Source organism: Kordia zhangzhouensis (assembly GCF_001005305.1).
Taxonomy (GTDB): Bacteria; Bacteroidota; Bacteroidia; order Flavobacteriales; family Flavobacteriaceae; genus Kordia; species Kordia zhangzhouensis.
Map to the genome: position 1 here is coordinate 324,925 of NZ_LBMH01000005.1, position 16,000 is coordinate 340,924.

Here is a 16,000-nt window from a genome sequence, read left to right on the forward strand (position 1 = left end):
TTAAATTGTTGAGAAATTTCAAACGTTTTCGTTAATAAGTTCTCAGAATTTTAACGTTTTGCTTAGGTTTTTTTTCACTTTTATCAATGTTTGCATTATTGAAAATGAGCGATTTTACACTGAGCTACTTGTTTATTTTTGCTTTGGAAAGATTGGATTTTATGTAAAAAAACTGCGTAAAGAATATAGTGAAAAACGTATTTATTTTTCTTTGTCTGATTTTTTCTCAGACTTTTTTTCTGTTGCTTTTTTAGCTTCTTTTTTTACGTCTTTTTTACTGGAAAAGTTTACGACTTGATCGCCGACTTGGTTGGTTTCTTCCTTTGACTCTTGGGTTTCTTCGGCACGTTTCTTTTTTCCTTTGAATACTTTATCAACTAATTCTTTTAAGGTATCAAAATCTACCTGATAAGAGAGCCCAATTCCTTGTGTAAAACCTTCTACTTCACCTACGTATTGTATTTGATTTTGTCGATTGAAAATTTTTGCTGTCAGTGTACGATCTTCGTTTAGTGAAATTTCTATCTGCGCATCTCCTACAATAGCAGTTTGAGTTACACCTCCTACAGGAACTCCTATTTGTCCATTGAACGTAATTTTATCACTAATCTGACTTGAAACCGTAAGTCCTAATTGATCAGACGTTTCAAGATTTAAGGAACGATCAGCTTGACTATAATTAAGATTCACGTCCAATTTACCATTTCCTTCTCCTGATAAAGCCTCATTAAAGAGTCCGGTAGCAGTTTCTATTAAGTTTCCAGTTACTGCTGTTTGATTGATATTGACCTCATTTACAAAACGCCCTTGCGAAAGCAATGAAAGTGCTTGCAATCTACGTTTATCATCATCATTTAATAAGAAATCCGTCAATTCAGATTCTGCCACACCTTGCGTTGTTGGGAAAGAAATATTAAATACAGGATCAGGTTTCATAAGATCTCCTGTAAGTTTGATACCAACTTCTACTGGTATTTTTCTATTATACGTAGGTGTGTCTAATAAGACATCTGGATTGGCTTGCAAATTGTAAACAGCTTCAACATTTAATTGTGCCTTAAATGGATCGCCTTCCCAAGTTATCGTTCCATCAGGTTTTAGGGTGAATTTTTTGTTGATAATTCCTCTGTACTTGAAATTATATTCTCCTTTATACGTAATAAAGTCACCATACATATTGAATTTACCATTGGTGTTGATTTCCATCAACAAACTTCCAAACCCACTTCCTTTAATAGAGCTCCCTGCTTTTCGATCTATTTCTATTTCTATTTCAGCCTCAGGCGTTACATCCAGTTCAAATGCTAGTTCTACACCTTTAAAATCATCAATTATATTTTCTTCTTGTCTTTCTGGATCATAAAACTCTTCTTTGGTCACAAATTTTATAAAAGATGCATCTCCAACAGAAGCAACATCACTGATTGGAATTTTAAGAGATGTTCCTTTTTCTGTTGTGCCTTCTACTTTGATTGTGAGTTGATCTGTTGGTCCTGTAAGCCAAGCTTCACCACTTATATAGCCTGTTCCATAATATAAGGTTTCTTCTTCATCATCAAGTGTTGTATTGAGTACTAACAAACGATCTGTAATGAGATGCAACCCTAATCGCCAATCGCCAAAAGCTGTATGTGAAATTGTTCCATCCAATTGAGCTTTTGTATAATCTTGTGTATCTAGTACTGTTACATCAACAAATTCAAATGTTTGATTGTACAATTTGACTACAGAACTATTTGCCATATCCAAATCGACATTGAGATACGGAATGTATAAACCTCCTCCCAAAATACTTAATTCTCCATTTACAGCAGGATTCCTCAGATTTCCTTGTATTTGCGCTTTTCCTGATATTAATCCCCGAATGTCTTGGATGACATCTTCGCCCAAAGGACTAAATGGTGAAATATCAAATTTATCAATCGTAGTTGCTACATTAATAGTGTTTTGATCTCCAGAAAAGTTTATTGTTCCTTCAGCTAGAAGTGATTCAACATTTTTATTGACAAGTTTGGCATTTACATCAAATTGTTCTAATAAATCATCGCCTGTAATGTCAATATTTAAGTTTCCTAGCTTTTTATCATTTACTTCTAAATTTGCAATATTTAGTTTTGATTTTGGAATATAACCACCATTAATTTGCTTGATATCAAGTTTTCCATTCACAATACCTCCTAGACGAATACTATCAATAGAAGGAGTAATTTTCTCTAAACCTACGTCGATGAATTGTAGATTGATATTTTTGTTATTTTCTCCAAACAATTGTCCTTCAAGTTGAATTTCTTCTTTTTGATGGTTCATGACAAATTTTTCAATATAGATAGAATCTAATTCTTTGTCAAAAATGAAACGATTTTTCCGATTGTTATTTGCGTTAATATACCAAGTATTCCCTCTAAAAGATACATCTGATTTTTTGATTCCTACTACAGATTTGTTAGTATTATCAATAGTATGGTAGAAGCTTAAATTATAGTTATCTGCAAAATCTTTTCCGCCCTTAAACTCTGTCTTAAAGAATAAAGTGTCATTCAATGTTGTGTTAATCAAACGAAACTCTTTCGCATCATACCATTTAGTTTTTAAACCTGCTATTTCAAGATAGGTATTAAATAATGGATTTTTATTGTCAATTTGTAATTCCACATCATCAATCGTGTTATCATACGCTATAATTTGTGGTGTTTTGAAGGTGAGTTTGAATTTATTTTCGTTTCCAATAATACTTCCTTTAAGTGTTGTATTTTGAGCCAAACTCACCTCAGGGAAAAATACATCTACAATTTTATTATAGATTTTAAAGTTAAACGTTAAATATTGATTCGGTTGTACATCAATTGGTCTGTAATTAGCATAAATACTACCCACAGAATTTTGAACAAGGTCAATAACTTCTTCAAAGTAAAAGCGACCTGTTACCGTTCCTTGAATGATATCTGGTGAATCAACAGTTATTTTTCGTATGTCGTCTTCAAACTCTGAATTGATTGTGAAATTTTCGAATGCATACGTTCCATTTTGATTGGTATATGCTATTTTTTTAAAGAAAACATCTCCTGCCATGTCATCAATAGTGTTTCCTATCACATCAATAACAACATCACCTTTGAGTACAGATATTTTATCGCGTTTGATAAAATTCAATTTGTTTAAGTTTAACAAATCTATAGAAGCTTGAAAGCGAAATTCATTTTCAGTCCCTGATAAGTCTGCCAATCCTTGAAAGTTGAATTTGGCATTAGGATCATTGGAGGTTAAATTTCCATCAAACAATTGATCTTTTAATACTCCTGAAATGTTTAAGTTCTTATAACTGTAATTATTGTAATTAATAGAATTGATTTTCCCTATTATTTCAGTGTTAAGATTTTCTTTTTTAAATCCCTTTCCATCAACAAACGCATCTAAGGTTACTTTTCCTATAGTAGGATCATCAATATATACACCTAAATCAAAATCTTTCAACGTAATGTTTCCTTCATAGGAAGCATTGTCAATGTCATCAATGTTTGTTAAAGTAAGATCTGATATAGAGCTTCCTATTTCAGTCTGAATTGTTAATTGTGCATCGATTTCTTCTTCTGTAATTTCTGAAACTCCTTGAATATTAAATTGCCCAAACTTTTGAAAAGATGAAGGCAATGTTCTTCCAAGTATATTTGGCAAAAATGTGCGCAATTGATAGTAATTAGAAGATAATCGATCAAAATCACCTTTCATATAAAAAGGTGCAGAAGATTTGAACAAGTTTTTATAGCGAATATCTCCTTTAATAACTGTACTAGGAGAAGTAAATTCGAAATTTTTAGTGGTAAAATCATTCAAAACACCGGTTAATTCGGTACTGAAAGAACCTTTTTTATTTCCGAATTCATCGTAAAAATAATTGAGTTCACTAAAATCGATTTCAGAATCTTCAAATTTTGCGGTTACTTGAACTTTGTCCAAAAAGTTTGCAAAATCTTTTCGATCGTAATCAAAAACAACTACTCCTTTTAAATGAGAACCCTTAGTTTTTACGGTCAATTCATCAAAACGCATTTGGTTAAGTGTATAATCAAACGCGGTGTTCATTTCTTCAATTCGCAACCCATTACTATCTAAAAATGTAAGTCCTTGCACATTTCCATGCACATTTGGCCCTTGTACTTTAAATTGATTGACCGTTCCGCCTAACTCAGAAAAATTGAGCATTTCTGGCGAACTATTGTTGGCATCTGTATAACGAAATTTACTATTGCTTAGATTCATTTTAGAACTTGTCAGTAAAAAGTTCGATGGTGTGCTATCTATAGGTTCAGAATCTAGCTTGGCAATAAAAACATCTAAAGTTGTGTCGGTAGAATCTTTTTCTGTGTAAATATTTAAAGTAAGTCCTTCAATATTAACCGTTCCAAATTGCAATTTGTTATTTACTAAGTTTCTAAAGCTTAGAATAGATGTTTCTAACCGATTTACATGAATTAACGTATCTTTCAGATAATCTTCAATATATATATTTCGAAGAGATATATCGCCGTTCCATTTTAATCCGATACGATCAATATTTATATTTGTCTTATAAGTATCATTCAACCAATTGGTCGCTTTTTTTCCAAGAGAAGTTTGTACAGCTGGTATTGAAAATAAAATAAGCAATAGCATAAACAGCAGCAAAATTGCTACCAACACACGTTTGACTATTTTCCAGACTTTTTTAATGACAGTTCAGTTTATATATCTGTTTTGATACTGCAAATTCATAAAAAAAATAATACAAAACACGATGTTTAGCATATCTTTGTGAAACTATATCAATTTTTATGCCTTTACAATACATATGAGCACAAAAGATGTATATATTTTAGCTATTGAATCATCTTGTGATGATACGTCTGCTGCTGTATTGCGAAACGACACTGTTTTGTCAAATGTAGTTGCCAATCAAAAAATACATGAAGCGTATGGTGGTGTTGTTCCTGAATTGGCTTCACGAGCACATCAACAAAATATTGTTCCTGTTGTACATCAAGCGTTAGCTACAGCAAATATCGACAAAAAACAGCTAACAGCCATAGCTTTTACGCGTGGACCTGGCTTAATGGGTTCGTTATTAGTAGGAACTTCTTTTGCCAAATCGTTAGCTTTAGGGTTGAATATTCCTCTGATTGAAGTAAACCATATGCAAGCGCACATATTAGCTCATTTCATTCAAGATGAAGCACAAACAATCCCGAAGTTTCCTTTTATTGCGATGACTATTTCTGGTGGACATACACAAATTGTCGTGGTAAAAAATCATTTTGACATGGAAGTGATTGGAGAAACGATTGATGATGCCGTTGGAGAAGCGTATGATAAAAGCGGTAAAATTCTTGGTTTGTCGTATCCTGCAGGTCCCATTATTGATAAATTGGCTCGTGAAGGAAATCCAAAAGCATTTTCTTTTCCAAAACCTAAAGTACCTGGATTAAATTTTAGTTTTTCAGGATTGAAAACTGCAATTTTATATTTTGTACAAAAACAAACTCAGGAAAATCCAGACTTTGTGAAAGAGAATTTGAAAGATATTTGCGCTTCTATTCAACATACTATTGTGAATATCATTATTGATAAGCTTAAAAAAGCATCTAAACAAACAGGTATTAAAACCATAGCAATTGGCGGTGGTGTTTCAGCTAATTCTGCCATTCGCCAAGCATTGAAAGATGGTGAACGAAAGTATGGCTGGATAGCGCATATTCCAAAGTTTGCATACACGACAGATAATGCTGCAATGATTGGAATTGTAGGTTATTTAAAATATTTACAAAAAGATTTTACAAATCAAGCAGTAACAGCGAGTTCGCGAATTAAAATTTGATTTTTAAATAATTAATGGTACTTGATGTGACCTGTTATGCATTTCAAATATTTTTTTATGCACCTCTCAACATTCTCAATCCAAAATTCATAATTAAAAATGCAACTTTTTTACACTCCTGAAATTACAGCAACTACAAAACATTATACGTTTTCCAAAGAAGAGAGTAAACATATTGTGCGAGTGTTGCGTAAAAAAGAAGATGATCTATTGCATACTACCAACGGAAAAGGTTATTTTTTCAAGGTAAAAATCTTAATTAGCGATCAACGCAATTGCACGGTTGAAATAATTTCTTGTGAGTTTCAAGAGCCTAAAAACTACCGTTTGCATTTGGCAGTAGCACCTACAAAAATGAACGATCGTTATGAATGGTTTTTGGAAAAAGCAACAGAGATTGGTATTGATACAATTACACCTATTATTTGCGATCATTCGGAACGAAAAGTTATTAAGGAAGAACGCTATACTAAAATTTTGCAATCAGCCACCAAGCAGTCATTAAGTGCGTATTTTCCAGAATTAAAACCTGCAATTTCTTTTGTTGATTTTTTAAAAGAACATACCGACGAGCAATTATTTATTGCACATTGTGAAGAAACCCATAAGAAATCGCTCAAACAAGTACTGCAACCTAATAAAGATGTTACGATTTTAATTGGTCCTGAAGGCGATTTTTCTCCAACCGAAATCGAATCTGCAATTGCAAAAAATTATATTCCTGTTACCTTAGGCGATACAAGATTACGCACTGAAACAGCTGCAATTGTTGCATGTCATTCTGTTGCATTTATGAATCAGAAATAATACGCATTTGCAATATAATTGGTTCAATGCTCATTTAAGAAATAAAATCTATTTACAACTGTAACTTAGTTCCGCCTAAAATATCTTTTTGATTGTTCTCCAAAATCAAAAAAGCGATTAACTTATCTTTATCATTCACTATTTCTGGAATTTGAACAACAACCTTTCCCTTTTTTAACACTTCTGCAATATTACTTTCAAGCACAACAATATGATGATTCGAAAGTGTTTTATGAGCATTTTCACCACGAGTTACTTTTGTCAATCTTTCTTTGATTGCTAATACTATTCTTGCGTTTAAATCAGAAATATCTCCTTCTATTTCATATTGAAAAACAACTGAATTAGTCGTTTCTTTTTTTGCCTGAAGCGCTACAAAATATGGGGACATTTTTTGTTGATATTCTTTAATTTTTGACATCATTTTAGAACGATTCGAACCTACAAAATGTTCTTGTCCGTTAATGACAACTGCAGGAGTATATATACTGTTATCATTAAACTTTAATGCATATTCGCGCTGTTTCTGGGTAAATTCTTTTTTGCTAAATGGATCTTTCCAGCCTATATAGTTCCAATAATCCACATGATATGACAATACAAGTATATCTTTACTGGTATAATCATTCGCTATCGCACCTAACAATGCATCTGCTTTGGGACAACTAGAACATCCTTGCGATGTGAATAGTTCTAAAACTACTGTAGATGGATTCTTTTTTTCATTGTCCTCAATAAAAGAAGTCAAAAAAAGAAGTGTAAAAAGTGAAAGTGTTATTAAATATTTTCGTTTCATCGTTTGAAAGTTTACCTTGCAATACATAAGACGATTAAAAATGAAGAAGCTTACTATTTTACTTCTACTACTAAGTTGTTCACTTGCAACATCACAAGAGATTGCTATTTTAAAATATGCTGGTGGTGGCGATTGGTATTCTAATCCTACAGCATTGCCAAACTTGATTAAGTTTTGTAATGAAAATATTCGTACTACAATCAAAACAACACCGCAAACAGTAGAAGTTGGCAGTACAGATTTGTTTCAATATCCATTTGTTCATATGACAGGACATGGAAATGTATTCTTTTCAGATGAAGACGCAACTAACTTACGCAACTATTTGACTTCTGGTGGTTTTTTACATATTGATGATAACTATGGCATGAACCAGTACATTCGAAAAGAATTAAAAAAAGTATTTCCCAATCAAGAATTGAGAGAGATTCCTGCAGATCATCCAATTTTCAAGCAACCCTATTCATTTCCAAAAGGGTTACCTAAAATTCATGAACACGACGGATTACGTCCACAAGCCTTTGGTTTGTTTTATGAAAACCGATTGGTATTATTATTTACTTTTGAAAGTGATTTAGGTGATGGTTGGGAAAATAAAGAAATTCACAACGATTCTGATGAAGTTCGTTTGAAAGCTTTGCAAATGGGGGCAAATATTATCAATTATGCGTTTAAACACTAAATATGAGTTATAATCTTTTTTTGGATGATATTCGTGTGCCCGAAATGGTATATAAAAACCCTGATAATTTTGACTTCGTGGTGGTTCGTACGTATGAAAAATTTATTAGTTATATACAAGAAAATGGGCTTCCAAATTATATAAGTTTTGATAATGACTTGGGATTAAATGCTAAAGGAGAACTAGCTGAAGACGGCTACGCAGCTGCAAAATGGCTAGTGTATCATTCTGGTATAGATTTAAGAAATCTCGAATTTTATGTTCATTCTGCAAACCCAGTAGCTGCTAAGCAAATAGAAGGTTTGTTAACAAATTACATCAATCATTTAAAATATACTTCTCGCTGATTTCATGTCGCAACTTACCCATTACACAACACATTTTGAAAAACGTTCGTTTCCAATTGTTTTGGTTTCCGATCAAGTTTCCAATGCACCGAATATAGGTTCGTTATTCCGCATTGCTGATGCTTTTGGCATAGAAAAAATCTTTTTTTGCGGAGAAAATATTCCTGTATTTGGTAGAAGAATGACAAAAACTTCACGCGCAACAGAAAAAGTAGTTCCTTTTGAAATTACTGAAGATATTCATTCAGTCATTAAACAATTACAAAACAACGGTTACACAATTATTTCATTAGAAATTACCGAAAAGAGTCAATCTATTCACACAATTGATTTTTCTCAATATGAAAAAATTGCTTTGGTCATTGGCGATGAAAACTTTGGCATAAATCCTGAAACTCTATACGAATCAAATGTAATTGTACACATTGATATGTTTGGACAAAATAGCAGTATGAATGTAGTACAAGCTACAAATATTGTTTTTTATGAAATTACGCGTCAATATCTAATGGCTAAATAAATTTTTATGTTAATTTTAGCTTTAAACCTATTAAAATGACATCAAATACTATTGCTAACGGAATTTTAAAAGCCCTTGGGGTTATTTTAGGCGTTTTTTTATTGCTCTATTTTTTATACAAAATTCAAATTGTTATAGTGTATGTTGCTATTGCGGCAGTCATTTCATTGATTGGACGGCCTATCGTAATTTTCCTTAGAAGACGCTTAAAATTTTCAAATACATTAGCCGTAATTTTTACAATGACCTTGTTAATTGGACTCTTTGTTGGATTGATTTCAATGTTTGTTCCTCTCATTGTAGAACAAGGGCATAATCTATCTTTGCTAAATATTGAAGCTTTACAGGAAAATGTAGAAAGTTTGTATATGCAAATTTCAGAATACTTATCAACCAAAAATATTGATTTAGAACAGTCTATAAAAGATTCAAAAATATTCGCAAACTTTGATTATTCCATTATTCCTAACTTTTTCAATTCCCTTATCAGCGGATTAGGAAGCTTTAGTATTGGCTTGCTATCTGTACTTTTTATTTCATTCTTTTTACTAAAAGACAGTAAACTGTTAGAAAGTGGGATTTTGGTATTTGTACCTCATCGCAACGAAACAAGAGTTAATAATTCAATTTATAAAATCAAAGATTTACTATCGCGCTACTTTGTTGGATTGGTTTTCCAAATCTTAATTCTATTTGTAATTTATACTATAGCATTGCTTATTTTCGGAATCAAAAACGCCATTGTAATTGCTTTTTTAGGAGCTTTATTGAATTTAATTCCATATATAGGACCTTTATTTAGTGGTGTACTTATCTTATTGTTATGTATGACGAGCAACTTAGAAGCTGATTTTAGTTCTGTTATTCTACCTAATACTATTGGCGTAATGATCTTTTTTATAGCAGGACAATTGATTGATAACTTTTTGAGTCAGCCACTTATTTTTTCTAATTCTGTAAAATCACATCCGTTAGAAATTTTCCTAGTTATTATAATATGGGGAATTTTATTTGGTATTATAGGTATGGTCGTTGCTGTACCTTCTTATACAGCAATCAAAGTGATTTTGAAAGAATTCTTATCTGAAAATAAATTTGTAAAATCCATTACCAAAGACTTATAACTTTTGAACGAAGCAATTCTGACACCTGAGATTCAACAATTCATTGAAGAACATTTGTACGACAATCCGACCAAACTTCTCTTAAAGTACAAAGAACTAAATGGTATTGCTTTTACAGAAATCTTAGAGCAAATTGAAGCCAAAGTTCGTTGTAAAAAAAAGCTGCCTACATGGTTTTCTACTAAAAATATTTACTACCCAAACAAATTAAATATTGAACAGACTTCCTCTGAAAAAACGGCTGCTTACAAAGCGAGCTTGGTTCAAGGAAGCCAATTCATTGATATTACTGGTGGTTTTGGTGTAGATTGTTTGGCTTTCTCAAAACATTTTGACCATGTAACGCACTGCGAAATCTCTTTACAGTTATCGCAAATTGTTGCTCATAATTATAAGGTACTAGGAGTTTCTAATATAAAAACGGTACATTCAGACGGAATTGAATATATACAAAAAAACAAACAGACTTATGATTGTTTGTATGTTGATCCGTCACGTAGAAACGAAGCTAAAGGAAAAGTATTCCTTTTAGAAGATTGTTTGCCAGACGTAGTAACATATCAAAACCTATTACTCGAAAAAGCAACTACCCTACTTATTAAAACATCTCCTCTATTAGATATTACTAATGGATTACGTGCCTTATCAAATGTTAATGAAGTTCACGTTGTAGCATTGCAAAATGAAGTAAAAGAATTGATTTGGGTAGTAAATAAAAACAAACAAACCACAGATGTACGAATTCAGACTGTAAACTTAATACAAGACAAACAGGAAGAATTTAGTTTTCACTTTTCAGAAGAAAGCAATACTGAAGTTACATACAATTTTCCGCAACAATATCTATACGAGCCCAATGCAGCTATAATGAAAGCTGGAGGGTTTTCAAGTGTTGCAAAAAAATACTCTTTAAAAAAACTGCACCAGCATTCACATTTATACACTTCTCAAACACTAATTTCTTTTCCAGGAAGGCGCTTTGAAATAGTAAAAATACTTCCTTACTCAAAAAAAGTAATCAAAAAGGAACTGGGTATAAGTAAAGCAAATATTACGACTCGAAATTTTCCAGAATCTGTAGCGACGATTAGAAAAAAATTGTCCATTGCGGATGGAAGTGATAACTTCTTGTTTTTCACAACCTTACATACAAATCAAAAAGTCGTGATCTACTGTAAAAAAGTGTAAGAAAACGCTTTTACGGTTTTACCGTAGCTTTTATAATATGTCACCTTATCACATAATAGAGAGTTCTGCATACTTTTGGTACATGCAATACAGTTTTAGGGATTTAGGGGAATCCACTATACTTTGGGGAACTTGATAAAAGTTCCCCTTACTTCTTTTATAAAGACCGCTTTTCTATTACTATTTCGATTTTTCTCTCATTATCTGTTTTCTGTCGGCAAATTTGACGTTTCAACGATTCTCTTATTTTTTCTTTTTCGCCAGATACAGAACTACAACACATTTCCTAAGTTTGAATATCCTTTTAGGTAACTAGTAATTAACGATACTTAAAGCCGTATCACCTATTATGGATGATACGGCCTTTTTGTCTTTTAACACATGCTTTTTTACAGCTTTATAAACAAATTAAATAGTTTTTATATAAAGAAAAAACCTACAATAAAGAACGTTGAACGATGAAATGGGGAGTTTATAGAATGGCGTTAAAATTTGACTTTTTTATATAAAGGATTCAATAGTTTTATAGGCTCAATCACCAAGTATAGTCAGACTTACATCATAGAAAACAATATATTTTTACTCAGTATTATTTAGTAAGCCATAATAATACACGTTAACTAAGCAGTAAGTTTAAAAATTCGATGTCGAATTTTTATAGTTGTATGCAAATACAACACAGAAGGGAGGTTTATGGTAGGGCCTCCCTTTCTTTTTCTACATTTTCTCCCTTTTTTATTAAATTTTAACATTAAAAAGAATTAAAAATTAAATAATATATTCTAATATTGCAATATGGGAATAACAAAAACAATAGGATTTTCAGAAGAAATCAATTCTATGGCAGAAATTTTAAAGGCATTAGGACATCCTGCACGTTTGTCTATTATGGCATTTTTAGCCAAAAGTCCATCATGTATTTGTAACGACATTGTGATGGAACTGCCTTTAGCACAACCTACTATTTCGAGACATTTATCAGAACTTAAAAAAGTAGGTCTAATACAAGGAGAAATAACAGGTAAGAATATTTGCTATTGTATCAACTTAAAAAAATGGAACGAAGTACTAGAGCATTTACGTACAATTACACATTCAATAACAACCTCTAAAAAGTGTTAGTCACTATAAAATAAACAATTATGAAATTATCAGAAGTAAAAAAACAGTTAGCACATCTAGAAACTTTAGATTTTTATTTACCTAACTCACAAAAAGTTGAAAGTCATTTTCATGTTACTGAAGTTGGAAAAGTTTCTAAACATTTTATTGATTGTGGTGGAACTGTTCGTACTGAACGATTGGTTAATTTTCAGTTATGGTCTGCAGATGATATAGATCACCACTTGGAACCTGCTAAACTATTGAATATCATTAAACTTTCTGAGGAAGTTTTAGGTATTGAAGATTTGGAAGTTGAAGTAGAATATCAAGCAGAAACTATTGGAAAATATGGTCTTGATTTTAAAAATGGGCATTTTGTACTCACTCAAAAGCAAACGGATTGCTTAGCGAAAGATGCCTGCGGAATTCCAACCCAAAAGCCTAAAATGAAACTTTCAGACTTGCAAGCAAATATGAACGCTTGTTGTAATCCTGATTCGGGTTGTTGCTAAGTAGTTGTTATTAAATTCTTTTCTGTAGAGTCGATATTACAAAAAAACTATACCTTTGGCGCAAATTATATGCTATAAAGCCACAAAGTTTTTTCAAATGGACAAAGCACTTACTATCGTCGTTCCTGTATATAACGAAGAAGATAATTTAGAAAGAGTTGAAAAAGAGCTTACTGCTTACGCTCAATCGGCTCCTATCCCTGTACAAGTACTTTTTGTGAACGATGGATCAAAGGATAAAAGTCAAGAAATGATTGAAAAAATCTGTTTAGACAGTCCTATTTTTAATTATGTTTCTTTTGCTGAAAACCGTGGATTAAGTGCTGCTATTAAAGCTGGTTTTGACGAGACACAAACCAGTCTGGTTGGCTATATTGATTCGGATTTACAAACGACTCCTAGCGATTTTAACTTGTTGCTAGAACATATTGATGCATACGATTTAGTTACAGGTGTTCGAGCTAATAGGAAGGATTCATTTGTAAAAAATATGTCATCAAAGATAGCAAATGGTATTCGCCGTGCATTTACTAGTGACGGTATGGACGACACAGGCTGTCCGTTGAAAATTATAAAAACTGACTATGCTAAACGAATTCCTATGTTTAAAGGATTGCATCGTTTTTTACCTGCTATGATTCTTCTTCAAGAAGGAAAAGTAAAGCAAGTGCCTGTACAACATTTTCCTCGAATTGCTGGGCAAGCCAAATACGGATTATGGAATCGTTTATTAGGTCCTTTAATGGACTGTTTTGCGTATGTTTGGATGAAAAAGAAGTACATCAACTATTCGATAGCTAAAAAAGGATGATGACTTGGCTCATTTACGGAATTGGCGCTATTGCTCAACTATTATTTTCAGCCAGAACACTGTTACAATGGATCATTTCTGAACGAAATAAAAAGGTATTGACACCTTCTCTGTTTTGGAAACTTAGTTTAATTGCTTCCTTTTTACTCTTTGTTTACGGTTATCTTCGAAACGACTTTGCTATTATGCTTGGTCAAATGCTTACTTATTTCATTTATGTGAGAAATATGCAATTACAAGGAGAATGGCGAAGGATGCATCGATTTGTTCGCAATTTTATATTGATTTTTCCTTTAATCATAATTATCATTGGGTATAACAATAACAAACAAGATTTATACAACTTATTCAATAATGAAGCTATTGCAGATTGGTTGTTTGTGTTGGGAATTGTTGGGCAAATTATTTTTACCTTACGTTTTATTTATCAATGGATTTATTCTGAAAAACAAAAACAATCTAGTTTACCTTTAGGGTTTTGGATGTTAAGCTTACTTGGAGCAAGTTTAATTTTTACGTATGCTGTTTTTAGGAAAGATCCAATACTAATTGCAGGTCATATTTTTGGAATAATTACGTATGTTCGAAATATGATGCTTTTAAGAAATCAATCATGAACTTACTACACGAAAAAAATTACGTCTGGATATTAATCATTGTCTGTTTCTTTATTTTTTTCATGAACTTGGATGTATTATATCCCAACATCATGGAAGCTCGAAATTTTATTACTGCGCGTGAAATGGTTACAGATGATCATTGGTTATTAACCACTATGAACGGCGAACCTCGCTACGAGAAACCTCCACTTCCTACTTGGTTAGCTGCAATTGCTGGGATGTTGGTAAGTTTCAAAAGTTTGGCTGCTTTACGAATTCCTTCTGCAATTATTACATTGGTGCTTGTATTTTTTTCCTATCGATTTGGTATTTACTTTTTAAAAGATAAAAAACAAGCTTTTATTAATGCGCTTGTGTTAGCAACATCATTTTACCTCATATTTGCTGGTCGAAATGGTACGTGGGATATTTTTGCGCACGGCTTTATGATTATTGGAATTTATTATATTTTTCAATTCTTTTCTAGCAATGAAACGATTTGGCGTAATGCGCTTCTGGCAGGAACATTTATCGGTTTATCTTTTATGAGTAAAGGTCCCGTTTCTCACTTTGCTTTATTTTTACCATTCATTATTTCGTATAGCATAGTATATCACTATTCTAATTTTAAGCAAAAATGGGTTCCATTGATTGTATTAGTACTTATTGCTATTATTTTGTCTGTTTGGTGGCCATTGTACATTAATACTTTTGATGGAGAAACAGCCAAAGCAATTGCAGAAAAGGAAACGACAGCTTGGAAAGATCGTAATGTGCGGCCATTTTATTATTATTGGAGTTTCTTTGTACAGTCAGGAGTTTGGACAGTCGTAGCCTTTGTAAGTTTGTTATATCCGTACTTAAAATCACGTGTAAAGAACTTAAAAGCGTATAAATTTAGCCTGTTCTGGACACTTTTTGCTGTAATCTTATTGTCTATTATACCAGAAAAAAAATCGCGATATTTACTGCCTGTTCTCATACCATTAGCATACACGACAAGCTTTTATATTACATATGTTTTTGAAAGTTTCAAAACAACTATGAAAAATGTAGAACGTATTCCAGTATATCTCAATTTTGGATTGATTGGAATCGTAGGTATTGCGTTTCCTATTGCTGGCTATGTATTTTTAAAAGAAAAGCTTACAGGTTTTTACACACCGTTCTTTTTGACTTCATTCGTTTTGTTTTTGATTGGTATTTTTATCCTTAAATATTTGATTCAACGAAAAATACAATTGGTTTTTTATCTAATTATTGCCTTTTTAATGTCTGCCATTACTTTTGGTTTTCCATTGGCAAATTCTTTTTTAGACAATCCTGCATATAAATCATTGGCTACAATTCCACAAGAAACTATTGAAGAAAACATTCCTGTATATATGTTTAATATTCAGTCCCCTGAATTGGTATGGGATTATGGACAAAAAATTCCGCTGCTACATAGTCATGATTTAAAAACTCCAGAAGAAACAAAATTTAAAGCTCTCATTATGATTGGTGCTAAGAAAAGTTTGCAGAAAGCTTTTCCTAACGCAAAGATTATGTACATGCGAACCTACGATTTGAATCCGGTAAATGCTGAAAATAGTGGATATAAAGATCGTTTACGAACTGAAATGTATTTAATTGAACAAAATTAATGTCGTATTGTTTTTA

14 protein-coding genes are annotated in these 16,000 nt (G+C 32.0%); 12 read left to right on the top strand and 2 right to left on the bottom strand.

All coding sequences use genetic code 11. From position 1 onward, the window contains the following. Positions 1 to 201 precede the first annotated feature (201 nt). Complete coding sequence (locus tag AA088_RS10110) at positions 202 to 4,650, bottom strand: translocation/assembly module TamB domain-containing protein (RefSeq protein WP_046744858.1); 4,449 nt, start codon at positions 4,648 to 4,650, stop codon at positions 202 to 204. 175 nt (positions 4,651 to 4,825) lie between these two features. Here AA088_RS10110 and tsaD point away from each other — a divergent pair, with 175 nt between their 5' ends. Continuing rightward, entirely contained in the window at positions 4,826 to 5,848 is a 1,023-nt protein-coding gene (gene tsaD, locus AA088_RS10115; protein WP_046744859.1) for a tRNA (adenosine(37)-N6)-threonylcarbamoyltransferase complex transferase subunit TsaD, read from the top strand. 99 nt (positions 5,849 to 5,947) lie between these two features. Further along, the gene (locus AA088_RS10120; protein WP_046744860.1) at positions 5,948 to 6,655 is read left to right on the top strand and encodes a 16S rRNA (uracil(1498)-N(3))-methyltransferase; all 708 of its coding nucleotides are present in this window, start codon (positions 5,948 to 5,950) and stop codon (positions 6,653 to 6,655) included. 52 nt (positions 6,656 to 6,707) lie between these two features. Here the strand turns inward: AA088_RS10120 and AA088_RS10125 are convergent, their stop codons facing one another. Continuing rightward, complete coding sequence (locus AA088_RS10125; protein ID WP_052752854.1) at positions 6,708 to 7,451, bottom strand: DUF1223 domain-containing protein; 744 nt, start codon at positions 7,449 to 7,451, stop codon at positions 6,708 to 6,710. 40 nt (positions 7,452 to 7,491) lie between these two features. Here AA088_RS10125 and AA088_RS10130 point away from each other — a divergent pair, with 40 nt between their 5' ends. The 10 genes from AA088_RS10130 to AA088_RS10175 all read left to right on the top strand — a co-directional run bounded on the left by AA088_RS10130 (position 7,492) and on the right by AA088_RS10175 (position 15,984). Continuing rightward, complete coding sequence (locus tag AA088_RS10130; protein ID WP_046744861.1) at positions 7,492 to 8,133, top strand: DUF4159 domain-containing protein; 642 nt, start codon at positions 7,492 to 7,494, stop codon at positions 8,131 to 8,133. 2 nt (positions 8,134 to 8,135) lie between these two features. After that, on the top strand, positions 8,136 to 8,480 hold the full coding sequence (locus tag AA088_RS10135) for a cyclic-phosphate processing receiver domain-containing protein (protein ID WP_046744862.1): 345 nt from the start codon (positions 8,136 to 8,138) through the stop codon (positions 8,478 to 8,480). A 4-nt stretch (positions 8,481 to 8,484) separates the two neighbouring features. Then, on the top strand, positions 8,485 to 9,000 hold the full coding sequence (locus AA088_RS10140) for a TrmH family RNA methyltransferase (RefSeq protein WP_046744863.1): 516 nt from the start codon (positions 8,485 to 8,487) through the stop codon (positions 8,998 to 9,000). A 35-nt stretch (positions 9,001 to 9,035) separates the two neighbouring features. Then, positions 9,036 to 10,124, top strand: a complete 1,089-nt coding sequence (locus tag AA088_RS10145; protein ID WP_046744864.1) for an AI-2E family transporter — start codon at positions 9,036 to 9,038, stop codon at positions 10,122 to 10,124. 3 nt (positions 10,125 to 10,127) lie between these two features. Continuing rightward, complete coding sequence (locus AA088_RS10150; protein ID WP_046744865.1) at positions 10,128 to 11,312, top strand: class I SAM-dependent methyltransferase; 1,185 nt, start codon at positions 10,128 to 10,130, stop codon at positions 11,310 to 11,312. 795 nt (positions 11,313 to 12,107) lie between these two features. Next, positions 12,108 to 12,434: an ArsR/SmtB family transcription factor gene (locus tag AA088_RS10155; RefSeq protein WP_046744866.1), complete on the top strand. Its 327-nt coding sequence runs from the start codon at positions 12,108 to 12,110 to the stop codon at positions 12,432 to 12,434. A gap of 20 nt (positions 12,435 to 12,454) precedes the next feature. Further along, positions 12,455 to 12,928 (top strand): DUF6428 family protein, encoded by a 474-nt coding sequence (locus tag AA088_RS10160; protein ID WP_046744867.1) that lies wholly within the window; start codon positions 12,455 to 12,457, stop codon positions 12,926 to 12,928. Positions 12,929 to 13,025: 97 nt separating this feature from the next. Further along, positions 13,026 to 13,739 (top strand): glycosyltransferase, encoded by a 714-nt coding sequence (locus AA088_RS10165; RefSeq protein ID WP_046744868.1) that lies wholly within the window; start codon positions 13,026 to 13,028, stop codon positions 13,737 to 13,739. Beyond that, positions 13,736 to 14,356 carry a lipid-A-disaccharide synthase N-terminal domain-containing protein gene (locus tag AA088_RS10170; protein ID WP_046744869.1) on the top strand — a complete coding sequence of 207 codons (621 nt, stop codon included), beginning with the start codon at positions 13,736 to 13,738 and terminating at the stop codon, positions 14,354 to 14,356. Before AA088_RS10165 ends, AA088_RS10170 begins: the two co-directional genes overlap by 4 nt. Next, entirely contained in the window at positions 14,353 to 15,984 is a 1,632-nt protein-coding gene (locus AA088_RS10175) for an ArnT family glycosyltransferase (RefSeq protein ID WP_046744870.1), read from the top strand. The genes AA088_RS10170 and AA088_RS10175 overlap by 4 nt, the downstream gene beginning before the upstream one ends. The last annotated feature ends 16 nt before the right edge of the window (positions 15,985 to 16,000 follow it).